The sequence below is a fragment of the Dyadobacter sp. CY261 genome (assembly GCF_021440085.1).
Classification (GTDB): domain Bacteria; phylum Bacteroidota; class Bacteroidia; order Cytophagales; family Spirosomataceae; genus Dyadobacter.
This window is the reverse complement of sequence record NZ_JAKCPW010000003.1, coordinates 501,954-522,667: the sequence shown is the minus strand read 5'-3', so window position 1 is coordinate 522,667 and position 20,714 is coordinate 501,954. Positions and strand designations below refer to the sequence as shown.

Genomic DNA, 20,714 nt, shown 5'->3' with positions numbered 1-20,714 from the left:
TTAGCCGCCTTGTTTGACATTTTTGAGGTCGTCGTTCGTAATCTTCCGTCCCGAGCCCTGTTTGAACAACCCGCCGAACTCCCAGTTGAGCGAAACCCTGACCGAGCGCATCAAATATTGGTTACGCATCACAGAATGGAATTCTGGTGAACTTACCACCTCTTTTTGCGGGCGATAGGCGCCGAATGGGCTCACTGTCATGAGCGTGATCGTAAGCTTGCGTGCGGGAAGCTCTTTTTTGGCTGAGAAGCTGTAATAGAACCAAGCCCCTTCGAATCCTTGGAGCTGTATGCTGCGAGCATCATAGTCCCCATACGCCTGCACACTGTAATTTTTACGCAGTTTGACGCTGGTATTGATGTTGACACCCCAGGCAGCGCCTTTGTTGTCGATGCTGAGTGCACCGCTTTTGAAACGGGCATGTCGGATGTTGGCATTGCTGTTGATCTTCCAGTCGGGAAGGGGAGAGAGTGAGGTCGAAAAGTTGATTCCGTATTGCTCATTCGAGGCGAGGTTCTGTTTCGTGGTCGTTGCAATGCCCTCGCTGTCCATGGTTACAATGCTTTCGATGGAATTATCGGTTTTTCTGCCAAATGCCGAAAGGTTCAGGAAGAAATCAGAGTTGGTCTGCAAGGCGTAAGTGAACTCTACCTGGTTCAGCTCCTCGGGTTTCAGTGAAGGGTTACCTACGACGATATTCTTTGGGTCCTGGCTGTCGCGGTTGGGATTAAGGTCCCAGATCGATGGTCTCGAAATGCGTTTGGTATAACTCAGCGTCAGGTTATTATTAGCATTCAGTTTTTTGAAAATCGTCGCACTGGGCACAAAGTTCCGGAAATCGCTGATGAAATGCACGTTGGCATCTCGTTGGTTTCCTTCGAGGAAAGTGCCCTCCATACGCGCTCCTGTATGCAGCGCCCAGCCATTGCCCCATTTCAATTTGAGCTGGCCATAAGCAGCCAGCACATCCTGGCGGTAGTCGAAACGATCGGTACGGGATGGGACAATGCTGAGTTCATCCGGTGTGCCATTCCCGCTGGCTTGCACCTGATAATGGCTTCCGACATTGCGCAAAATTGCTTTTACACCGCTTTCGAGGGCATGTTTACCGGATGGTGTCAATGGTAAAATGTAGTCGGCCTGAAATGTCCATTCACGGTTGTGCGTGCTATTGTTATTGATCTCGCGGTAGATCAGGAATTGCTCATCGTCGCGCTGATAGGCATTGTAACGGTAATCGTCGATCGAGCGGTTATGTTGCACCATCAGGTACAATTCTTCGCCCGGTTTTTTAAATTTTTTAGTATAACCCAAATTCAGGTCAATGCCTTTATTGGGCGCTTTGGTTTTGACTGACTGATAGAATTGATCGGTTATTTGCCCATCGGGCGTCAACTGGCTGTTGCGCTGCTCGCTGTTCTGCGGCCAGTTACCCAGCCAGCCATTGACGGAGAAGTTGAAAACATTAGCGCTGTCGGGCAAATACTCCATTTGCACATCGCCGGAGCTGTGCGGGCTGGCATTGTCCCGCACAATTTCCTGGCGAACTTTGCCCGTTGCTACGCCATTTTCAAATGTAGTCCGGTCTAGGTTCGAGAGTTCTTTATTACGAAAACGGTGCAAATGCAGCGTTGAGCTAACATTCCATTTATCGCGGTTCAATGCAATGCGTGGGTTAATGGCCTGTTCAAGATTACCACCTACCAGTTCGATCGTGCCACTGGTGCTCTGGTTCCCTTTTTTAGTAATAATATTAATAACGCCGGCAGCTCCCTCCGCATCGTAGCGGGCAGACGGGCTTGTGATCACTTCCACCGACTTGATCGCCCCCGCCGGCATCATATTCAATGCATCGGCTGCATTCCGCGCCATTTGTCCCGAGTACTTGCCATTAATGAGGATACGCAGGTTGGAATTTCCGCGCATCGTTACATTTCCCGCCGCGTCAACGTTCAGGATGGGCGCCTTGCGGAGCACGTCAGCCGCCGTTCCGCCCGAGTTGCTGATGTCCTTTTCTGCATTATAAATAAGCATTCCGGGTTGTTGTTCAACCAGTTGGCGCATGCCTGTTACGGTCACTGCGTCGAGTTGTGTTACATCAGGAACGAGGCGTACCATGCCGAAATCGTAAGGGGTCGTCGAATTGATTTTGAATGCCAGCCGTTTCTGGCGGTAGCCTACAAAAGAGAGGTTCAGAAAATAGGAGCCAGGCTTGACGTCGGTCGACTTGAAAATGCCATTTTCGTCGGAATAGGTCAGTGCTACCGCTTGCTGTTGCTCGTCGAGAATGCTGATCGTAGCAAATTCAATGGCTTTGGAAGAGGCAGAGTCAACGAGCGTACCCTTGATCAGGTAATCAGGCAATGATTGAGCAAAACCTGTTTGTAATCCAATTAATGCAAATAGAAAGGTGACAAGAGGCCGCAAAAAGTATTGAAATTTCATATTTGAGAAAAAGAATCCGGCTCATTACCGGGAATGGAAAGAGGTGATGAAGTGTACAATAATAATGATCAGGCTTTGCCGGTAGAAACAGAAAATTGAGAACTGGCTGAAAACGTCTTGCTTCGCTTTTTAGGTTTAACTTTTTTACCCCACCAAATATAGAATCCGGTAATAGGTAGACTGGTGCAGATAAGGCTCGCTAGGAAATATAGTATTTTGGTGGTTAATCCGCCCACCGCCCCCACGTGCAACGCGTAGTTGGTCCGTCGCAGCCACTGCGCGACATTAAGGTCCGAAATCTGTGTCTGGCTGGCCGGTAGTTGTTTCAAAGTATGCTGGTCTAGGTACACATAACGCCATGAACCATTGTACATGTCCGTACAGAGGTCAATTGGTTCGGAAGGCTTCTCAGGAAAGGAAACGATGATGGCGTCCTTGTTCAGCACCCCGATCTCCGTAACGCCTTTTCGCCAGGCAGCATCCACATTCGACATGCTGGCAAGCGGCAGGTTTTGGGTAGTATCCGAAAACGCCTGCTCATAACGTTGCGGTGCCGCGCCGCCGGACACCATCCAGTAAAAGCTTTTGGAAAACCATTGAAAACCCATAATCAGTCCGGTAATTGTCAGAATTAATGCGATAGTGAGCGAGTAAAATCCCAGCACATTATGCAGATCATAATTTACACGCTTGAACCTGGCGCTCCACTTGATCGTCAGCGCCTTTTGCCTTTCCGACTTCTGCCATTTTTTCGGCCACCAAAGCACCATTCCTGTGATTAGCAGAATAAAAAAGATCAGTGTGGCATAGCTTACGATACCTGTCCCGACTTTGCCTTCGATCCACAGGCTGGTATGGCCATCGAGAATGAAATGGAAAAAATCCTCATGGTCCACCATGGCCACAATCTCCGCGGTATAAGGGTTAATATAAACCAGCGAATCGGAATTGAGGCTTAAATGGGCCGTCTGGTTCTTTCCGTGATACCATACACTGTGGATTTCCTTGTCGGGCAAGGCCTCTTTCACCGATTGCCACAATGCCGAAGGCGGCAGCATTTCGTTGTTGTCCGGGTTGTCGGCATGAAGGTGGCTCATGGTCATGTCCTCCAATTCGCTTTCAAACACAAGTATGCAGCCCGTAAAGCCGACGATAACTACTACAATTCCGGAAGCCAGCCCAAGCCAGAGATGAAGCCAGGCATTGATTTTTTTAAGAATGTTCATGGAGGACACTGTACTTATTTCGCCAATGTATTAATGTTGATAGGGACGTTCGCCCTTTTGAATGGAGTAGCCCAATTGCTCAGTTCCCGAAGGCCGTTTGGCAAAAAAAGGACTTTGCGAACGGCATTGTGCCAAGCATTGCATTAAACGATTTTATATTTTCGGGATATTGATTTTTGGCGATTCATACACACTAGTCCCTTGTTAATGGAAGACACACACTCCGGCAGATTATCGATCCACTGACCGATTTTGGTTTTAAATGGATCTTTGGCACGGAAGCCAATAAGGATGTTTTGATTGATTTCTGAATGAGCTGCTGGCAGGTGAGCGGCGTTGGGTCTCACGCCTGAGGAAACCGAGAAGGCCTAGTTGGCATTCATCAATTCAGCCGCTCCAATCTCAAAATATATTCAGTATCGTCACTGAATTTCAATCCCTTTTTCAAAGAACCTGTCTCTGGATTGAATAGCCAGACATAACGGCCCTCGTTACCTGAACTAACGGTGATGTACACGGTCCCGTCCTCTACCAGTACGCATTGCCGTGCAGTACCCTTATCGAGCGGCAAATCAAGCCTGCTGGTGGTTTGTTTTTCTAGGTCGAGGAGGTAAAAGTCGAAATGAGGGACTTTATAGTGGTCTTTCATGCCAGTGTATATGCCTTTCCGTTCGGTTCTTACGATGGCCTTTCCATTGCCTACATACCAGAAGCCGTAGCCGTGGTTTTTAATTGGAGAAGTAGAAATGTTGAAAAAATAATCCGGATCAATTTCTTCCTGTGACTGTTTGATTCGGAAAATCCCCGTAGCCTTGTTCGGATAATTGCCGGCCGCGATGCCGGGGCAGGCAATGAAGTAAAAATCCCCTTTTTCAGTAACAAAAGAATGACTTTGACGCGTGTTTTCGCCTCCCGGGTAGACGGAGCGGGTGTCTTTGAGCGTATTGAGGGGTGTCAGTCGCGAGTAATCCAGCACGGCGGTGTAGATAGTGTCGCCAGTAGTGTAGTTGTTCAGATTGTAGGCGTGGTAGCAATAGCCGATGTACAGTTTGTTATCCAAAAACTGCGAAAAGCCGATCGAAAGCCAGTTGTAGCCGCCAAACGGCGCCGGAATAGGCACCGTACCCTGCGAAATGGTCATATTACTGACTTGTATTTTGACATACCTCACTTTACGGGCCTCGTCGTCATAGCCCAGGATCATCAGCGAGTCGCGGGAAATCCAGTTGTAATTTTCGACAGAAGGAAATCCGGTAACCGCAATGGCCGTATCCGCTACAAACTCTCCGTTTGCAATCTTATATCGCACAAAAGATTTCCTCCGGCGATCAATGCTGTAATACTGCCCGTCGCGTATGATGAGGTCGTAGTAAAGTGGCGCAGGAACGACCCTTGCACCGGTTTTTTCAGGGCTTAGTTCACCCGAAGCAAGGGAATCTGTTTGTAAAACATATTCCTTGCCATTTTGCATCATGACATAAATGCTGTACTTCTTTTTGGAGCCACCTTTATCTTCATGGTTTTGCGGCTGGCAGCCGTTCATCCATACACTGACGAAAAGAAGGAGTAAAGCGAAGTGACAAACACTCCGGTAACGCTGTGCCATGAGTTAGGTCAAATATTGAACTGATGCATGAGCTGCTTCAAAACAAGTGGAGGGAGGCTTACCATCGCACCTTCCTCCACAACGATGACCTCGCCGGTTGATGCTTCTCCGCTTTGAGTATTGCCGCCGTAGTTAAGTGCAATGTAGTTTTGCCCTTTTTTCATGGAAACTGTTTCCCGGTTCTGGGTAGGGTTGGCGCATGAACCCTGAATGGTAAGTTTGATATCCTCTTTGGGGTTGATCAGTACGGCACCGCAAAAATCCATGATGCCCGTTTTGCTGTTAATAGCTACGTTGCTTTTTGGGGCGATGGATAGGGTAAACCCTTTTTCGTGAAGGTCTTTATTTCGGGTACCGGAAATATTGTCGAGAGAGATTACTTCTTCATTCACCGACTCTCGCTGAACGCTGTAAAGAACCGTTCCCAGTACAGCAAGCAGGCAGGCAGCCATGGCCGGTTTCCAGAACGAACGGACAATGGTATGTTTGATTTTCGGAGTAAGATTGCTTTGAGACTCCGGAAGCACGCCTGAAATGTCATTCCACATTTCAGCCTTCAACGTCATTCTTTCTTGTGGTGATTCCCAGCTTACGGTTTCCTCGGCATCGTCGTTGAGCAACCAGTCTTCCACTGCCGTCTTTTCCACTTCGGTGCAGCGGCCATGATGGTATTTTTCAATAAGCTCTTTACTGATCTTCATTCAGGTACTGCACAGTTCGGTTGGTGATGCTTCCAAAAGTAAAAGTAGCATAAATTGACATTAGCCGTAAGCCGCCCCGACGATTCTAGTGGATATATTCGGCGAGGTTGGCGCGAAGTGTGGAAAGCGCACGAGTAATGTGGTATTCGACAGCCCTTTCGGAGATCAGTAGGGCAGAGGCGATCTCTCTGTTGCTAAGCCCTTCTTCACGGCTCATTTTGTAAACACGCCGACATTGGCATGGCAGGGTGTCTACCAGGCCGTCGACCTTGCTTTTGAGGTTATTATAAAGAACGTCGTTCTCGGTGCAATGCGTACGGTCGCAGTAATCGGCAAATGCGATTTCATTGTGCTCTTTGCGCGATTTGGTATTGCGGAGGTATTCAAAAACCTTGAATTTGGCCGAGCGCAGCAGATAACGTTCTACGGATGTCGTAATTTCCAGTGCATCTTTCCGCTCCCAAAGCGATTTGAAGATTTCCTGGACCATACCCTTGGCAGGCTCAGGATCACGGATGGTGTTGTAGCAAACCGCGTAAACCTTCTCCCAGTGAGCCAGATAGATCTGCTTGAAAGACTGTTCGTCTATCCGGAATGGAGCATTATCGGGCGCGTTGGTAGTCATGCAATCATGGGTGCGAACGGAGTTCAATGCAGTAAATATAGCCCTTTGTTTATAATAAGTCCAAATAAGTTTGTTTTCTCTTTCCTATTATATCCCTGTGACTTCTGTCACGATTCCCCTTATGATGCCGCCGTTTCACCCTCCATTCTTTACGGTTGACCTCTCATTGTATTTCAAACACAGCATGTTATGGAGAATTTTGGTGCATCAATTCAAAAAACATAGCCAATGAAAGCATTACTATTAGCCATGACTTTACTTTTCGTTGTCGACCTTTATGCACAGGAAGGCACGCAAACGATCCGCGGGACTATCCGGGACGAAGTTTCTAAATCGCCGGTGATCGGCGCATCGGTTTTGTTGATCGGAGAGGCTGGTGAAAGTCCTATCGGCGCTGTTACAGATGTCGAGGGAAGTTTTAGCATTTCCGGCGTGCCTGTGGGGCGCCAGTCGTTTCAGGTCACGATGGTCGGTTACGAAACGCAAAAACTATCCGCGATCGTTGTAACGGCCGGTAAAGAGGTCATTTTGAATGTGACCATGACCGAGGCTGTACAAAACCTGGACGAGGTGATTGTGACTGCCGATCGCAAGAATGATAAAACCAAGACCAATAACGAACTGTCGCTGGTAAGCGGCCGGTCGTTCAATGTGGATGATACCAAACGTTACGCCGGTGCCCTGGGCGATCCTTCGAGGATGGCCGCCAACTTTGCGGGTGTGGTATCGGGTGACGATTCGCGCAATGACATCGTAGTCCGCGGAAACTCGCCATCGGGTACATTATGGCAGCTCGAAGGCCTCAACATCCCCAATCCCAACCATTTTGGCTCTTTCGCAGCCACTGGCGGGCCTGTGAGCATGCTCAATAACAACGTGCTCGGTAAATCCGACTTTCTTACCGGCGCCTTTCCTGCCCAGTACGGAAATGCCCTCTCAGCGGTGTTTGACCTCCAATTCCGGGAAGGCAATAATCAGAAACATGAACTGATGGGCCAAGTGGGTTTCAACGGATTTGAACTTGGGGCCGAAGGTCCATTTTCAAAGAATTCAAAGGCCTCTTTTTTGTTGAATTACCGCTATTCGACGCTCGGACTTTTTAAGGCGCTGGGCTTGTCGTTCGGGACCGGTACCGCTATTCCCGATTATCAGGATTTAAATTTCAAAGTGGCCGTGCCTACTGGCGAAAAGGGGAAACTGACACTTTTTGGCGTTACAGGAAGCAGCGACGTGAATTTTCTGGGTAATGAAGTAGACACGACCCTCACCAACTTGTACGGAACTGAAAACACGAATACACGTGTCAAGTACGGTACCAACGTATTTGGATTATCCTACGAACACAATTTATCGCCCAAAACATTCGCCAAACTAACCCTTGGCATGAGCACCACCCGCGAGCGGTTCAGTGGCGACTCCATCAGCAATGTAACCCGCGAGGCATTTCTGAGCGGCGAGGCAAAGTACAACACATCCAAATATTCAGCAGTATTGAATTTAAGACATAAAATGAATGCAAAAAGCAGTCTTTACGGTGGCGTAACCGTGGATTTGCTGGACTTCGATCTTTACAGTCGCTCCATTTATCAGGCCGGGAAGATCGACACTGTCCGTGCGAATGTGAGCGGAGAAAAAACAGTGCTCACTCAGGTTTATGCGCAATGGAAGTACCGCATTTCGCAGGGGTTAATTTTTACGACCGGCGTTCATTTCCAGCATTATGATCTAAACAACAATGTGGCGGTAGAGCCGCGTGCGGGTCTGCAATATGCATTTGGCAAGGGACAGTCGGTGAGCCTGGGATATGGGCTGAATAGCCAGGCGCAGAATATTTATACTTATTTTGTACAAACTCCCGGAGAATCGGGCCCTGTGCGGAACAATAAGGACCTTGGTTTTACCAAAAGCCACCATTTCGTGCTGAGCTATCAAAACCGCCTGACGGAAAACCTGCTCCTGAAAATCGAACCTTACTACCAGAAATTGTTTGACGTTCCGGTCGAACGGCGGACATCTACTTACTCCGCATTAAATATGGGTGCATCGTTCGGCCCGTCGGACCGCGACAGCCTTGTGAACGAAGGCAGCGGCCACAATATGGGTGTCGAATTGACCTTGGAAAGATATTTCAACAAGGGCTACTACTTCTTGCTGACAACCTCGGTCTTCGATTCGAAATACAAGGGTAGCGACAAGGTGGAACGCAATACGGCTTTCAATACTAAATATGTACTCAATGTGCTGGGAGGCAAGGAGTTTAAGTTAGGGAAAGACAATATTTTGAGCGCCAACATTAAGACTTCGCTTGTAGGGGGCAAATACATTACCCCGCTGAACCTGGCGGCATCGCGGCTTAAAGGCTCAGCGGTGTATGACGAAAACCAGGCCTATTCACTCCGGCAAAGCGTCTATTTCAGGACGGACATCCGCTTCTCGTACCGCCGCGAAATGCGCCGGAGCACAATGGAGTTTTCAATGGATTTGCAGAACGTGACGGCACGCAAAAACATTTTCCAGCAAACCTATAACCCGCGTACCAACGAGCTGGTGAACCAGTATCAGCAGCCGTTTTTCCCTGTGCCGTATTTCAGATATACATTTTAATTGAAATTTGGTGGGCAAACGAGTAGTTTGCCCACTGATATTCATCGCATGAAAGAAAAAGCTTATACGCTCAATGACCAGAAATGGAGAATGATCGGTATCCCGCTCCTGGGACTGACGATCGCCATCATGGTCAATTTCGACGAGTTCCTGAAACTGAGCCAGCTTTTCTTCATCAGTGTGCTTTTCTCTACTTTGCTGACGCTTACATTCTGGGAGGGCAACCGGTTCATTATCATTAGGATGCGTCGGGCATTTCCCGAATATGGCCAAACCGGCAGGCGTGTGATCGGGCAGGCTGTGCTGGCGGTAGCCTATGTGTTTCTGATTTCGCTCCTGCTCGATGAGCTATATTATAAACCCGTGTACCACATTAGCGGGTTGGGAATGGGCTTCCGGATCAGTATCGTGCCTACGGTGATCGTTTACCTCGTCTACGAAGCGGTTTACTTTTTTGATTCCTGGAAAATGAATGTACGTAAGACGGAGGCGCTCACACGGGAAAATGTGCAATCGCAACTGGAGGTGCTTAAAAATCAACTTGACCCGCATTTTCTGTTCAATAGTATGAACACGCTGGCGGCGTTGATCGACGATGAAAATACGGCGGCGCAGGATTACCTCGAAAGGCTGTCGGATGTGTACCGTTATGTGTTGGTGAGCCGGAACAAGAATACCGTGCTATTGAGTGAGGAGATAGCGTTTGTGGATGCTTATGTGTATTTGAATAAAATCCGTTTCCGGGACAACTTACAGGTTGAAAAGCTGCTCTCTAATACAGCCCTGTCCAGCCACGTCACGCCGCTGAGCCTGCAAATGCTGATCGAGAATGCGATCAAGCATAATATCGCTTCGCGCGAGAATCCGTTGAAGATCGTGATCCGTGAGGACGGCGAATACCTGGTGGTCGAAAACAATATTTCAGAAAAAACGATCCTCGAAAAGTCGACGCGGGTAGGGTTGCAAAACATTATCAATCGTTACAATCTCCTGACTAACAAGGAAGTGGAGATCATTCGCAGTAAGGAGCAATTTACCGTAAAAATACCGCTGCTGGGCCAGTTGGTTGAATAAATACCTGACACCGGGGCGGTGTGACGCCCGAAAGCTATGAAAATACTGATCATTGAAGACGAATATCCGGCAGCGGAAAGGCTGGAAAAGCTGATCAAAAAGCTCGATCCCCGGATGGAGGTGAGAGCGGTGCTGGAAAGCGTGGAAGCTGCCAGAAAATGGTTTGCCGACGCCGAACCTGTGGATCTGATCTTTTCCGATATCCAGCTGGCCGACGGGCTCAGTTTTCAGATTTTCGAGGAATTTCCCGCTCACAGCCCGATTATTTTTACGACTTCCTACGACGAGTACGCGATCAAGGCATTCCGCGTCAAAAGCATCGATTATCTGCTGAAACCCATTAAAGCGCCCGAACTGGCCGAAGCGATCCGGAAATACGAGAATATCCGCGAGGATTTTTCGCCCAGAGCTTATGCCCGAAAAGTCGAGACGTTGCTCGACAGCCTTGAAATGACAAAAAGGCCTTTCAAAACGCGTTTCCTCGTTAAAAACGGCGAGCAGTTAATTCCGATCAACCAGGAGAATGTGGCCTATTTTTATACAGCCAATGAAATGTCGTGCCTTGTCGCTACGGATGGTCGGCAGTACCTGGTCGATTACAAGCTGGAAGAATTGGAATCGCTGGTCGACCCGATGAACTTTTTCAGGCTCAACCGCCAGTTTATCGCCCGCATCGACGCCATTCAAAAGATCCACACCTATTTTAATGGTAAATTAAAAGTAGAGCTCCGGCCACAAACATCGCAGGAAGTGGTGGTCAGCAGGGAGAAGGCCCCTGCATTTAAAGCCTGGCTCGAAACATAGCATCAGTGTGCAACTCATTGGGCAGGGTTGGTTTATCATGGCAAATGCTATGTCGATATGGAGCAAGCAACGGCCCGAAATCTTCGAAAATTTAGGAAATACACTTTAATCATCCATCGAACAACCTGATCAAAATGGCCAAGACAGATTTCAAATCGGTTGACGAATACCAGGAGACATTCCAGGGAGAGAAGAAAGAGCGATTGCAGGCGATCCGGGAAATCATCCGCGAAGCAGCGCCGGGTGCCGAAGAGGTGATCAGCTACCAGATCCCGGCTTACAAGCATTTTGGCTTCCTGGTTTACTATTCCGGTGCGACGAACCATATTTCCCTTTCTTATCCTTTCAGCGAAGCATTGCTGGCTGAGTTCAAAGCGGAGCTTTCAACATATAAGGTAAGTAAATCGGCGATCCAGCTTCCCGACAAAGACCCGCTACCTGTTGACATGATCAGACGGATTGTCGAATACCGCGTGAAGGAAAATGAGCTGGCCGAAGCAGCGAAACCGCAAAAATCTAAAAAGAAATGATGCATTCGCCCGTTGCATGATGTTTCTCAGGATTGCAGCTAAGCACTGTCAGTTTTCGCGCAGTAACGACCCCGTACTTTTGGATGACTTATCAAGACCTCATCCATAACATGACGCCGCATACATTTCATATCCCGGTCCTCGGGCTGGGATATTCCATAGATACTCCCATTAAAGTAGCCAAATACGGCATTTCGTCGGTCGCTTCCATCGTCGACGACGAGCTCATCGAGCGCATGCGCGTGCATTATGCCGGGCAGCGCGGCGAAGACACCACGCCTATTCCTAAAACAGTGCCCGACTACCGCCGCCGCCGCATAACGACTTACCTCGATCTGATGCAAAAAATTGTCGATGAGGAATTTGAAACCCTCAAAATGCAGCCATTCGGAAAAGGCAACGACATAGACCGCTATTTCAGTCTTTTGCCAGCCGACTCGGAGCTGAAATGTCGCTATGTGGCATTGTTGGACATGCCCGGAGGCCCAGAGAAAGAGACTGAGGACGCTGCACTTCGTGAAAGCATTGTAGCAGGCAGCATTGATGTCAACATCATGTCGAAGGTTGATAAAATGAATGTCGACGCGGACGGTAACCTGCTCGACGAGATCTACACCGACGCATTGGCTGCGCTTAGGGGCTTTGCATTAAGTAAATTGTCATCCTCGATCATTCTGTCCGCCGGAATGAACCCGCGTTTGTACAGCTATCTCGAGACCTTTACAGACTTTTTTCCCGATGCCGCCGGTGATTTTCCAAAGAAACTGATCCTCAAAGTGAGCGACTACCGTTCCGCATTGATCCAGGCCAAATTTTTGGCAAAAAAAGGCATATGGGTTTCCGAATTCCGGATCGAATCCGGCTTGAACTGCGGTGGTCACGCATTTGCGACCGAAGGCAATTTGCTTGGGCCTGTTTTGGAGGAATTTAAAAGCCGCCGTTCCGAAATGTTTACCGAACTGCTGGCGCTCTACAAACCAGCATTGGAAACGAAAGGCATTGCACTTGTAGGCGCGCCGCACACGCGCATCAGCGTGCAGGGAGGCATCGGCACCGCCGCGGAAAACAAATTTTTACTCGAACATTACGGCATTGAAGCGACAGGCTGGGGAAGCCCGTTCCTGCTTGTTCCCGAAGTCACCAATGTCGACGAAGCCACATTGAATAAACTGACCACCGCGAAAAGCGACGACTATTACGTAAGTGATTCATCGCCACTCGGTGTGCTTTTCAACAACTTCAAAAACAGCAGCGCCGAAAGGCAGCGGCTAGAACGGATTGCCAAAGGAAGGCCCGGCAGCCCGTGCCACAAACGTTACCTGGTGTCGAATACTGAATTTACCAAAGAACCTATTTGTACGGCCTCGCGACAATATCAGCAATTGAAAATCAAGCAGCTGATTGCCAAGGATCCGCAATCCACCAACCAGCAAACACAAATCGACGCGGTGACCGAAAAGCTTTGCCTTTGCGACGGACTAAGTACCGCCGCACTTATTAAAAACGACCTCATCAAACCAAGGGAAAACAAAGCCGTCGCCATCTGTCCCGGACCAAACCTGGCCTTTTTCTCAGAAATTTATTCGCTGGATGAAATGGTAGGGCATATTTATGGAAAAATAGATTTGCTATCCAAAAATCTGCGGCCTAATATGTTCATCAACGAGCTTAACTTGTATGTGGATTATCTCAAAAAAGACATTGATCGCCACGCCACCGCGCTGAATGATAAGAAGGCGAAGTACTTTACAAAATTCCATACGAACCTGCTGGAAGGGATCAACTATTACAAACGACTAATACCCGAAATCACCAACCAGACCGTGGCCTATCGCCAGGAGATGATGGCGCAGTTGGAGGCAATTGAAGGAAGGCTTTCACAGTTTGCCCGTTTGATCTAAATCTCCTGAATAAAAGATACGAATGGCAGCCTCATAATTCGGATGTGTCTTTCGTAGCAGCAAGGACGCATAAACTACTAGCTCCGATCTGACGCAATTGCCGTCCTCGTCAATCTTCAAGTCCTTGACAATAACCTGCCTGTCGTGTTTTTCGATGGTCTGATCATTAATCAGGCTGGACCATCTGTTAAATTTAGTAAATCGCTTATGCCCCTTGCCGTCATGCGGATCGCAATGGTATATGATAATGGGTTCGTTCTCTTTCAGGAAATTGGCCAGAATATCGAGCACAGTGTTTCTGAGTCGGATGTCCACACCTATGGATGGCTTATTTGTTAGAATGAAGAAACTACAAGCTTCTGCTATTTCGGGATTGTCCGGAAACCATTTCGGATCCAGGAATAAATGCACGACAATATTTTGCGCGGTCGTAAACTGGTAGTATTTTCCCAGAGATTGGTAGGGATAAATTTCAGAAAAATTTGATTCCAAGCGCTTCAAATTCAGCTTTTGTCATTTCGCCCCTATGGTAAGCCTCTATGTTTCTTTGTGTTTGCATCATTCTCCCAATAAGCATTTCGAGGGTAAGTGCAGGCGGACGGTTTTCGGTACTCGGAGTTTCCGTAGCACTAGGCGCATTTGTTGGTTTTGGTTGTTCCATAGTTTGAAAAGTGGTTACAAGGTCTTAAAACTAGAAAAACCAAGTGAACTATTGTCCACCTAAAATTGACAAATGATCAGCCGGATCTCGCGAAGTAATTAACGGTTGAAAAACTAGTTCGAAGAGAGGATTTGAGTTACCTGGCACGCTAATTCCGCATGCGGGCCAGCTTCTCGTATTCCAAAACAGTAATCTGGCTCCCTTTCATATCCACCAGACGTTCGTCTTTGAAGTCCGAAAGGGTCCGGATCACCGTTTCGGTGGCGGTTCCTACCATGGACGCGATGTCTTCGCGGGTAACGGCCATGGAGAATGGCTTCGTGCGGTCTTCCTGGTAACGTTGCACGAGCATCACGAGCGCCTGCGCTACCCGCTTGCGCACCGAGTTGTAAGCCAGCTGCAAAAGCCGCTCTTCACGTTCCTTGATCTCATTGGAAAGCATTCGGATAAATTTCGAAGAAACGTCCCGGTTGCCTTGCAGCAAATTGAAGAAGTCGTCTTTCGGGATCATCGCTACTTCCGACTTTTCCAATGCAATGGCGGTCTCTTCGTAAGGCGCACCTTGCAGCAGGTCGAGATAGCCGAAAAATTCCCCTTCTTTCAGCAGATCCGTAATGTATTCCTTGCCGTTTTCATTGGATTTGTATGCTTTAACCTTCCCTTTTTGCAGAAAGAAAACATGTGACGGAAAGCTGCCTTCGGTGTAAATGGTTTCTTTTTTTCGTAGAAGTTTCACTTTTTTATCTTCTGCCAGCTTGACGATCGGATCGAATGCTTGTGCATCCCTGATGAACTGATCAAGCCCGTCGGCAGAGCGCTCGAACTGTTTTTTCAACCGGTCACTTTTTTTAAGACGCATTTCCACCGCGTTCAAAAGCTCTACATCATCGTAGGGTTTCGTGAGGTAATCGTCGGCGCCCATGGTCATGCCCTTGCGATAGTCTTCCTTCTCAGCTTTGGCGGTCAGGAAAATGAATGGAATAGAGGCCGTGCGCTCATCTTTGCCAAGCATGTGGAGCACGCCGTAGCCGTCCAGCTCGGGCATCATAATGTCGCAGATAATGAGATCGGGGTGGTGCTGGGCGGCGTGCTGCACGCCTTCCTTACCGTTTTGGGCGGTTACCACCTCGTAGTTGGCGAGTTCCAGGATCTCTGCCGTATTCTCCCGCATTTCGGGATTGTCTTCAATCAAAAGTATCTTTCGCGTTTCCAAATTGCATGCTTTTTTGTCAGGAATCGATTCTTATGGATGCGGGCTCGCGGTTTGGAAGTTCCAGAAAAAAGGTAGTTCCAACGCCCACTTCGCTTCTGAAGTGTACGGTGCCGCCCATGAGCTCTATATAGTTTTGCACGATGTTTAGGCCCAGGCCTGTGCCTTGCGCATTACCCGCATTGTTGGCGCGGAAAAAGCGGTCGAATATATGCCCCTGGTCCTGCTCCGGGATACCGATCCCCTGGTCCCGCACTTCGATGCGGATCAGCCCGTCCCGATTTTGGGCGCTCAGGAAAATAGATTTCCCCGCTTCGGAATATTTGATCGCATTAGAAAGCAGGTTGAAGAGCACGTTGCGCAGCAGTTGCTTGTCGAGCCAGGCATCAACTTCCCCTTCATAAGAGAAAGCCATTTGCTGCCCCTCCTTACACAAACCCTTGATTTCTTCTATCAGATTTTTGCAAAACCCGCTGAGGTCCGTGAGTACCGGAATGGCATGCATCCGGCCTTCTTCCAGCTTACCGATGGATAAGAAGTCATTCAGGATCTCGGTGAGATTGCTCACGGTCGATTTGATGCGCTGGACGTGTTTTTGGCGCTTTTCTTCGTCTTCCGTGCGTGCATAACGGCCTATCAGCGAAGCCGACGACAGAATGGTCGCCAATGGCGTACGGAACTCGTGGGAAGCGATGGTTACAAACTGGCTTTTCATATTATTCAGCTCACGTTCCTTTGTGAGCGCTCGCATCACTTCCTCTTGCGACTGTTCGATGCGCTTAATCGCCGCAGCCAGTTCTTCGGTCCGTTGCTGCACGCGCTCTTCCAGCTCTGCATTCAGTTTTTGTATTTCAAGATTAGCCTCGATAATGCGGCTTTCCTGTTTTTTACGCTCGGTAATATCTATCACGAAACTCACGACAAATTCACCATCGCTTGTTTTGAACGGACTGAGACTGACCTCCACCGGGAACTCGGTGCCATCTTTGCGGCGGGCAAAAAGATCCATCATATGCCCCATACCACGTGCCCGGGGCGCTTCCAGGTATTCGTCGCGATAGCCTACATGGTTTCTGTTGAACCGCATCGGGATCAGCGTCTCTACTTTTCTGCCAATCAGTTCACGGTCGGTGTAGCCGAAAAGTTCTTTTGCTTTGGGGTTGAGCATTACAATGTTTGCCTGTTTGTCCACCACCACGATCCCTTCGGTCGCGTGCTTGAACAAGGCATCCAGCATCTCAATATGCCGTGTCATCACCTGCGTATGAATTAAAATATCCGTATCAAACATACCAAAGTACAGGACACAGGTGAACACCGCAAGAATTCATGACTAAACTGTTTGGCTGAATAATGTGGTTTGTGGCAAATCAGACCACAGACGGGCGTCGAATGCCATGCAGACATTACGGACAAATGCCTTGCCTTTCTCCGTGATCCTCAGTCGGAAAGGTTCTACTTCGACCAACCCGTCAAATTCCATCTCGGAGAGCCGTTCGAGGGCCTGGTAAACTTCCATGCAAACTTCCGAAGTGCCGGCCCAGGAAGTCTCAAAGCTGGTCATCAGGCGGAGAATGTGCTTTCTCAGGATCAGGTCTTCGCGGCTGAGCTCGTGGCCACGGAATATGGGGAATTCGTCGGCGGCGAGCCTTTTGTAATAATCTTCCACTTTCTTCTCATTCTGCGCATAACCCCGCCAGGAGTCGGAAATCGAAGAGGCGCCAAGACCGATCAAAAGCTGCGTGCGGGTGTCGGTATAACCCATAAAATTTCGGTGGAGGCGTTCCTGGATGGCCGCTTTAAAGAGGTCGTCGGTCTTGAGTGCAAAATGGTCCATACCGATATCTTCGTAGCCCGCCAGTTCCAATGCGTTGCGACCGGTTTCGTAGATTGCCATTTTGTGATCGGCGTCGGGCAAATCTTTTTCGGTGTAGCTGCGCTGGCCCGGTTTGATCCAGGGCACATGGGCATAGCTGTAAAAAGCAATGCGGTCGGGTTTGAGCTGGATCACACGCAGCATGGTTTGCATCATCGAGCAATTTTTCTGCTGCGGCAGGCCGTAAACAATATCATAGTTCACGGACGTATAGCCTATTTCACGGGCTTTTAATGTAAGGTGGCGGACCTGTTCGTAAGTCTGGTGCCGGTTGATCATCGCCAGCACCACCGGGTTGAAATCCTGCACACCAATGCTGATTCTCCGAAACCCCACCGAGTACAATGCTTCCAGATGATCATCCGTTGTATTTCCCGGATGCGCCTCAAATCCAAAACGGGCGTCCACATGCACCAGGACATTTCCCAACAAACCTTTGACCAGTTTCACCAGATTGGCCGGACTGAAAAACGTAGGCGTTCCGCCGCCAAGGTGCAATTCCCGGATCACCGGTTTTTCGTTCCCAAACAGCTCACAATACATCTTCCACTCCTTCAAAACAGCCTGGATATATTTGTTCTCAACGGCATGATTGACCGTAATGCGCGTATTGCAACCACAATAGGTGCATAAGCTCTCGCAGAAGGGCAGGTGAATGTATAAGCTGATCCCTTCCTTCTGGTTGGAAACCCTGAATGCATCCTGCACCATTTCTTTCCATTCGCGAATGGGGGGCGGTGTTTTCTGCCAGTACGGAACGGTCGGGTAGCTCGTGTAGCGCGGTCCCGGAATGTTATATTTGAATAGCAGGTCCTTGTCCATTGGTCAAAGTTTTGATGTAGATGATCAATCAAAACTACCCAGGAGCGCAGGTGAAAAACATGATGTTTGTCATGTAAAAAACAGACTTTCGGGGTCGTTAGCGGCAGGTAGTAATGCCTGCGGATTCCTTGGAATGATCTGGGTAGGTGGTCATCACGCCGCGCACGACGAGCCAGATACCTGCGATCGCCACCAGTAGAGGCGTCAGCTTACGTATGCGCGTCCGCAATGCAGGTGTGAATTGTTGGCGTGCAATGCCCAAAGCAAGCATGGCAGGCATCGTACCAAGTCCGAAAAGTGCCATAAACACCGCGCCGCCCCAGGAACTTCCGGTGGAAATGGAGCTCATCAGTGCTATATACACCATGCCGCAGGGGATCGCACCATTCAGTATTCCCAGCAGGAGCATACTGGGTAAATCGTTTTTTTTGAGGTATAAGCCCATTTTTTGCTTCGCCCGGCCGATGGCTTTTTGCCAGAACATTGGCATATGCAGCCGCTCTCCCAACCCGGCAGGCCAGACCACATAACCTAGCATCGTTACGCCTACCACCACGGATGCGTAGCGGAGTACGCCCAGCCACGCGAGCGAAGCGCCCAGTGTCCCTATGAGTATTCCAAACGTTGCATAAGTAAGCGCACGTCCCGCGTTATAGGCCAGTATGCCTGTTATCTGCTGTGCGCGTGTGCCCTTGTGCACAGGCAATGCGAGCGCGATAGGCCCGCACATACCTACGCAATGAAAACTGCTGACCAGTCCCATGGTCAGAGCGAGGTAAGGTAGCGCGGTAATCATGGCCAACGTGTTTTGTTTCCGATCACGACCACGCCTTCATTCCAGTAAGTTTCGGTGCCGCCTTTCCAGTCGACCTGAATTTTATAACGGCCGACGGGGATTTGGGACAATGCGATTGTCTGTTCGTGATAGCTTGAATGAATGCTAAACTGGCGGTCATTGCGGTCGTCGGAAGGGCAATACAGGCTGATTTTACCCGAAATAGCCGAATCTGCGAATGTGGACGGATAATGGATCTGCAAGCCACTGTCCGCGACCGTCCACGACAATGGTTCGGTGAGTTGCGAGGCGCGTTGCGTTTTGTCGATCTTGCCCTGGAATTTGAGTTCTTCTTCATAATAATCTTCCGACGCAAGGTCGATTTTCTGCCCCGCACTCATGCTAACGAGCACGAGGATCATCGAAACAAAGCTGACGTACACAGCGGCAATTAGGGCTTTCCAGTTGATTTTCATAGTGTTTTAAAACAGATTAATACATTATTCCTCAGGCGCAATGAAAGTAGTTTCAAAGCTTTCGAGCCGCTGGTTCCCCTGTGAAACCGATAGTTTCAGCACAGTTTTACGGCTTTTCAGTTCTGATTTCTGGATGATCACAAACACGGTTCCCTCGGACATCCCCGCAGCTTCTAGCGTCAGGTCCGGTGACCCGGCGAACAGAAGCTTTCCGTGCGGGGCGTCGAGGCTGATGGAGGGTACTATGGTTTTGTTGGTTTTATTAAATATTTTGAAGGTATAGAGGTTGCTGACCGTACCGTCGGCATTCTCGATGTAGCGGCTGCCCGGTGCACGGAAGAGAGTGGTCTGGGTGTCGGTGCGCGTTGCTACCACAAAGCCTAATGCCGACCAGAGCAGCACGAGCACTGCCGCATAACCCCAGGTGCGCGGAGTGATCACTTTCGTAGTCTTTTTAACAATAGCGTTTTCAGAAGTATAGCGGATCAGGCCTTTGTCAAATCCAACCTTGTCCATTATTGTATCGCAGGCATCAATGCATGCCGTGCAATTCACGCATTCCATTTGAGTACCGTTGCGGATGTCGATGCCGGTAGGACACACAGACACACATTGGAAACAGTTGACACAATCACCTTCCGGGCGGTGTGTTCCCTTGTGCAACTTGCCTCTCGGCTCGCCGCGTTCGTAGTCGTAGGCTACATTAATGGAGTTACGATCGAGTAACACACTTTGCAGGCGTCCGTAGGGGCATACGACCGTGCACGCCTGCTCACGCAGCCACGCGAAGTTCCAGTAGAATATGGCCGTGAAAATAATAATACCGGAAAAGAGGCCAATGTGGTCCTGAATGGGTTCGGAAATGATTTTGTACAATTCATCAACCCCCAATACATAAGCCAGTAGCAGGTTGGCAATGGCGAAAGAGACAATGAGGAAAAGGGTGTATTTCAAACCCTTTTTCAGGATTTTGTCCGATGTCCATGGTGCTTTGTCAAGTAGTTTCTGTTTCCCGGCGTCGCCTTCGATGGCATATTCGATTTTACGGAAAACCATTTCCATGAAAACCGTCTGCGGACAAGCCCAGCCACACCATAACCGGCCGAAAACCGTCGTGAATAGGACGATAAACACAAAGAAGGATAGCATCGAAAGCCCGAACAACCAGTAATCCTGTGGGCCGATGAAAACACCGAAAATGATGAATTTTCTTTCCAGCACATTCAGCAACACGAGCTGCTGCCCGTCGATCCGGATGAACGGAACGACGAACAGCAGCGCTATGATGGCTGTGCTGAATGCCACACGGCGGTTATGCCATTTGCCCATGGGGCGTTGCGGATAAAGGGGCCGTGTTTCAGTATTCGCTTTCATAATT

18 protein-coding genes are annotated in these 20,714 nt (G+C 49.0%); 6 read left to right on the top strand and 12 right to left on the bottom strand.

What is annotated here, in order from left to right:
* Positions 1–2,445, bottom strand: coding sequence for an outer membrane beta-barrel family protein (locus LZD49_RS12135; RefSeq protein ID WP_234667617.1), 2,445 nt, complete (start codon positions 2,443–2,445; stop codon positions 1–3).
* Positions 2,446–2,513: 68 nt separating this feature from the next.
* Complete coding sequence (locus LZD49_RS12130) at positions 2,514–3,671, bottom strand: PepSY domain-containing protein (protein ID WP_234667616.1); 1,158 nt, start codon at positions 3,669–3,671, stop codon at positions 2,514–2,516.
* 230 nt (positions 3,672–3,901) lie between these two features.
* On the opposite strand from LZD49_RS12130, the gene LZD49_RS36055 reads away from it, so the two are divergent.
* On the top strand, positions 3,902–3,982 hold the full coding sequence (locus LZD49_RS36055) for a PD-(D/E)XK nuclease family transposase (protein ID WP_409021320.1): 81 nt from the start codon (positions 3,902–3,904) through the stop codon (positions 3,980–3,982).
* Positions 3,983–4,053: 71 nt separating this feature from the next.
* On the opposite strand, the gene LZD49_RS12125 is transcribed toward LZD49_RS36055, so the two are convergent.
* From LZD49_RS12125 to LZD49_RS12115, 3 genes are all read right to left on the bottom strand, one after another.
* On the bottom strand, positions 4,054–5,277 hold the full coding sequence (locus tag LZD49_RS12125) for a DUF4374 domain-containing protein (protein ID WP_234667615.1): 1,224 nt from the start codon (positions 5,275–5,277) through the stop codon (positions 4,054–4,056).
* Between the two features lie 8 nt (positions 5,278–5,285).
* Positions 5,286–5,978 carry a hypothetical protein gene (locus LZD49_RS12120; RefSeq protein ID WP_234667614.1) on the bottom strand — a complete coding sequence of 231 codons (693 nt, stop codon included), beginning with the start codon at positions 5,976–5,978 and terminating at the stop codon, positions 5,286–5,288.
* A gap of 85 nt (positions 5,979–6,063) precedes the next feature.
* Complete coding sequence (locus tag LZD49_RS12115; protein WP_234667613.1) at positions 6,064–6,603, bottom strand: RNA polymerase sigma-70 factor; 540 nt, start codon at positions 6,601–6,603, stop codon at positions 6,064–6,066.
* Between the two features lie 228 nt (positions 6,604–6,831).
* Between LZD49_RS12115 and LZD49_RS12110 the strand changes: the two genes are divergently transcribed.
* The 5 genes from LZD49_RS12110 to LZD49_RS12090 all read left to right on the top strand — a co-directional run bounded on the left by LZD49_RS12110 (position 6,832) and on the right by LZD49_RS12090 (position 13,516).
* Positions 6,832–9,207, top strand: coding sequence for a TonB-dependent receptor (locus tag LZD49_RS12110; protein WP_234667612.1), 2,376 nt, complete (start codon positions 6,832–6,834; stop codon positions 9,205–9,207).
* Positions 9,208–9,255: 48 nt separating this feature from the next.
* Entirely contained in the window at positions 9,256–10,281 is a 1,026-nt protein-coding gene (locus LZD49_RS12105; protein ID WP_234667611.1) for a sensor histidine kinase, read from the top strand.
* Positions 10,282–10,317: 36 nt separating this feature from the next.
* On the top strand, positions 10,318–11,085 hold the full coding sequence (locus tag LZD49_RS12100; protein ID WP_234667610.1) for a LytTR family DNA-binding domain-containing protein: 768 nt from the start codon (positions 10,318–10,320) through the stop codon (positions 11,083–11,085).
* Between the two features lie 134 nt (positions 11,086–11,219).
* Positions 11,220–11,615: an iron chaperone gene (locus tag LZD49_RS12095; protein ID WP_234667609.1), complete on the top strand. Its 396-nt coding sequence runs from the start codon at positions 11,220–11,222 to the stop codon at positions 11,613–11,615.
* An 83-nt stretch (positions 11,616–11,698) separates the two neighbouring features.
* Positions 11,699–13,516: a hypothetical protein gene (locus LZD49_RS12090; protein WP_234667608.1), complete on the top strand. Its 1,818-nt coding sequence runs from the start codon at positions 11,699–11,701 to the stop codon at positions 13,514–13,516.
* On the opposite strand, the gene LZD49_RS12085 is transcribed toward LZD49_RS12090, so the two are convergent.
* From LZD49_RS12085 to ccoG, 7 genes are all read right to left on the bottom strand, one after another.
* The gene (locus LZD49_RS12085; protein ID WP_234667607.1) at positions 13,493–14,008 is read right to left on the bottom strand and encodes a DUF6169 family protein; all 516 of its coding nucleotides are present in this window, start codon (positions 14,006–14,008) and stop codon (positions 13,493–13,495) included. The genes LZD49_RS12090 and LZD49_RS12085 overlap by 24 nt on opposite strands.
* Before the next feature lie 317 nt (positions 14,009–14,325).
* A complete protein-coding gene (locus tag LZD49_RS12080; RefSeq protein WP_255720992.1) occupies positions 14,326–15,390 on the bottom strand; it encodes a response regulator in 1,065 nt (354 codons plus the stop codon).
* A gap of 16 nt (positions 15,391–15,406) precedes the next feature.
* Positions 15,407–16,642: a PAS domain-containing sensor histidine kinase gene (locus tag LZD49_RS12075; protein ID WP_234667606.1), complete on the bottom strand. Its 1,236-nt coding sequence runs from the start codon at positions 16,640–16,642 to the stop codon at positions 15,407–15,409.
* A gap of 78 nt (positions 16,643–16,720) precedes the next feature.
* A complete protein-coding gene (hemN, locus tag LZD49_RS12070; RefSeq protein WP_234667605.1) occupies positions 16,721–18,085 on the bottom strand; it encodes an oxygen-independent coproporphyrinogen III oxidase in 1,365 nt (454 codons plus the stop codon).
* Positions 18,086–18,182: 97 nt separating this feature from the next.
* Positions 18,183–18,881: a sulfite exporter TauE/SafE family protein gene (locus tag LZD49_RS12065; RefSeq protein WP_234667604.1), complete on the bottom strand. Its 699-nt coding sequence runs from the start codon at positions 18,879–18,881 to the stop codon at positions 18,183–18,185.
* Complete coding sequence (locus LZD49_RS12060; protein WP_234667603.1) at positions 18,878–19,336, bottom strand: FixH family protein; 459 nt, start codon at positions 19,334–19,336, stop codon at positions 18,878–18,880. The genes LZD49_RS12065 and LZD49_RS12060 overlap by 4 nt, the downstream gene beginning before the upstream one ends.
* Positions 19,337–19,360: 24 nt before the next feature.
* Positions 19,361–20,710, bottom strand: coding sequence for a cytochrome c oxidase accessory protein CcoG (ccoG, locus tag LZD49_RS12055; RefSeq protein ID WP_234667602.1), 1,350 nt, complete (start codon positions 20,708–20,710; stop codon positions 19,361–19,363).
* Positions 20,711–20,714 lie beyond the last annotated feature (4 nt).

Coding starts and splice junctions, on each gene's coding strand:
- LZD49_RS12135 (WP_234667617.1), bottom strand. CDS start 2,445: ATGAAATTTCAATACTTTTTGCGGCCTCTTGTCACCTTTCTATTTGCA.
- LZD49_RS12130 (WP_234667616.1), bottom strand. CDS start 3,671: ATGAACATTCTTAAAAAAATCAATGCCTGGCTTCATCTCTGGCTTGGG.
- LZD49_RS12125 (WP_234667615.1), bottom strand. CDS start 5,277: ATGGCACAGCGTTACCGGAGTGTTTGTCACTTCGCTTTACTCCTTCTT.
- LZD49_RS12120 (WP_234667614.1), bottom strand. CDS start 5,978: ATGAAGATCAGTAAAGAGCTTATTGAAAAATACCATCATGGCCGCTGC.
- LZD49_RS12115 (WP_234667613.1), bottom strand. CDS start 6,603: ATGACTACCAACGCGCCCGATAATGCTCCATTCCGGATAGACGAACAG.
- LZD49_RS12110 (WP_234667612.1), top strand. CDS start 6,832: ATGAAAGCATTACTATTAGCCATGACTTTACTTTTCGTTGTCGACCTT.
- LZD49_RS12105 (WP_234667611.1), top strand. CDS start 9,256: ATGAAAGAAAAAGCTTATACGCTCAATGACCAGAAATGGAGAATGATC.
- LZD49_RS12100 (WP_234667610.1), top strand. CDS start 10,318: ATGAAAATACTGATCATTGAAGACGAATATCCGGCAGCGGAAAGGCTG.
- LZD49_RS12095 (WP_234667609.1), top strand. CDS start 11,220: ATGGCCAAGACAGATTTCAAATCGGTTGACGAATACCAGGAGACATTC.
- LZD49_RS12090 (WP_234667608.1), top strand. CDS start 11,699: ATGACTTATCAAGACCTCATCCATAACATGACGCCGCATACATTTCAT.
- LZD49_RS12075 (WP_234667606.1), bottom strand. CDS start 16,642: ATGACACGGCATATTGAGATGCTGGATGCCTTGTTCAAGCACGCGACC.
- hemN (WP_234667605.1), bottom strand. CDS start 18,085: ATGGACAAGGACCTGCTATTCAAATATAACATTCCGGGACCGCGCTAC.
- LZD49_RS12065 (WP_234667604.1), bottom strand. CDS start 18,881: ATGATTACCGCGCTACCTTACCTCGCTCTGACCATGGGACTGGTCAGC.
- LZD49_RS12060 (WP_234667603.1), bottom strand. CDS start 19,336: ATGAAAATCAACTGGAAAGCCCTAATTGCCGCTGTGTACGTCAGCTTT.
- ccoG (WP_234667602.1), bottom strand. CDS start 20,710: ATGAAAGCGAATACTGAAACACGGCCCCTTTATCCGCAACGCCCCATG.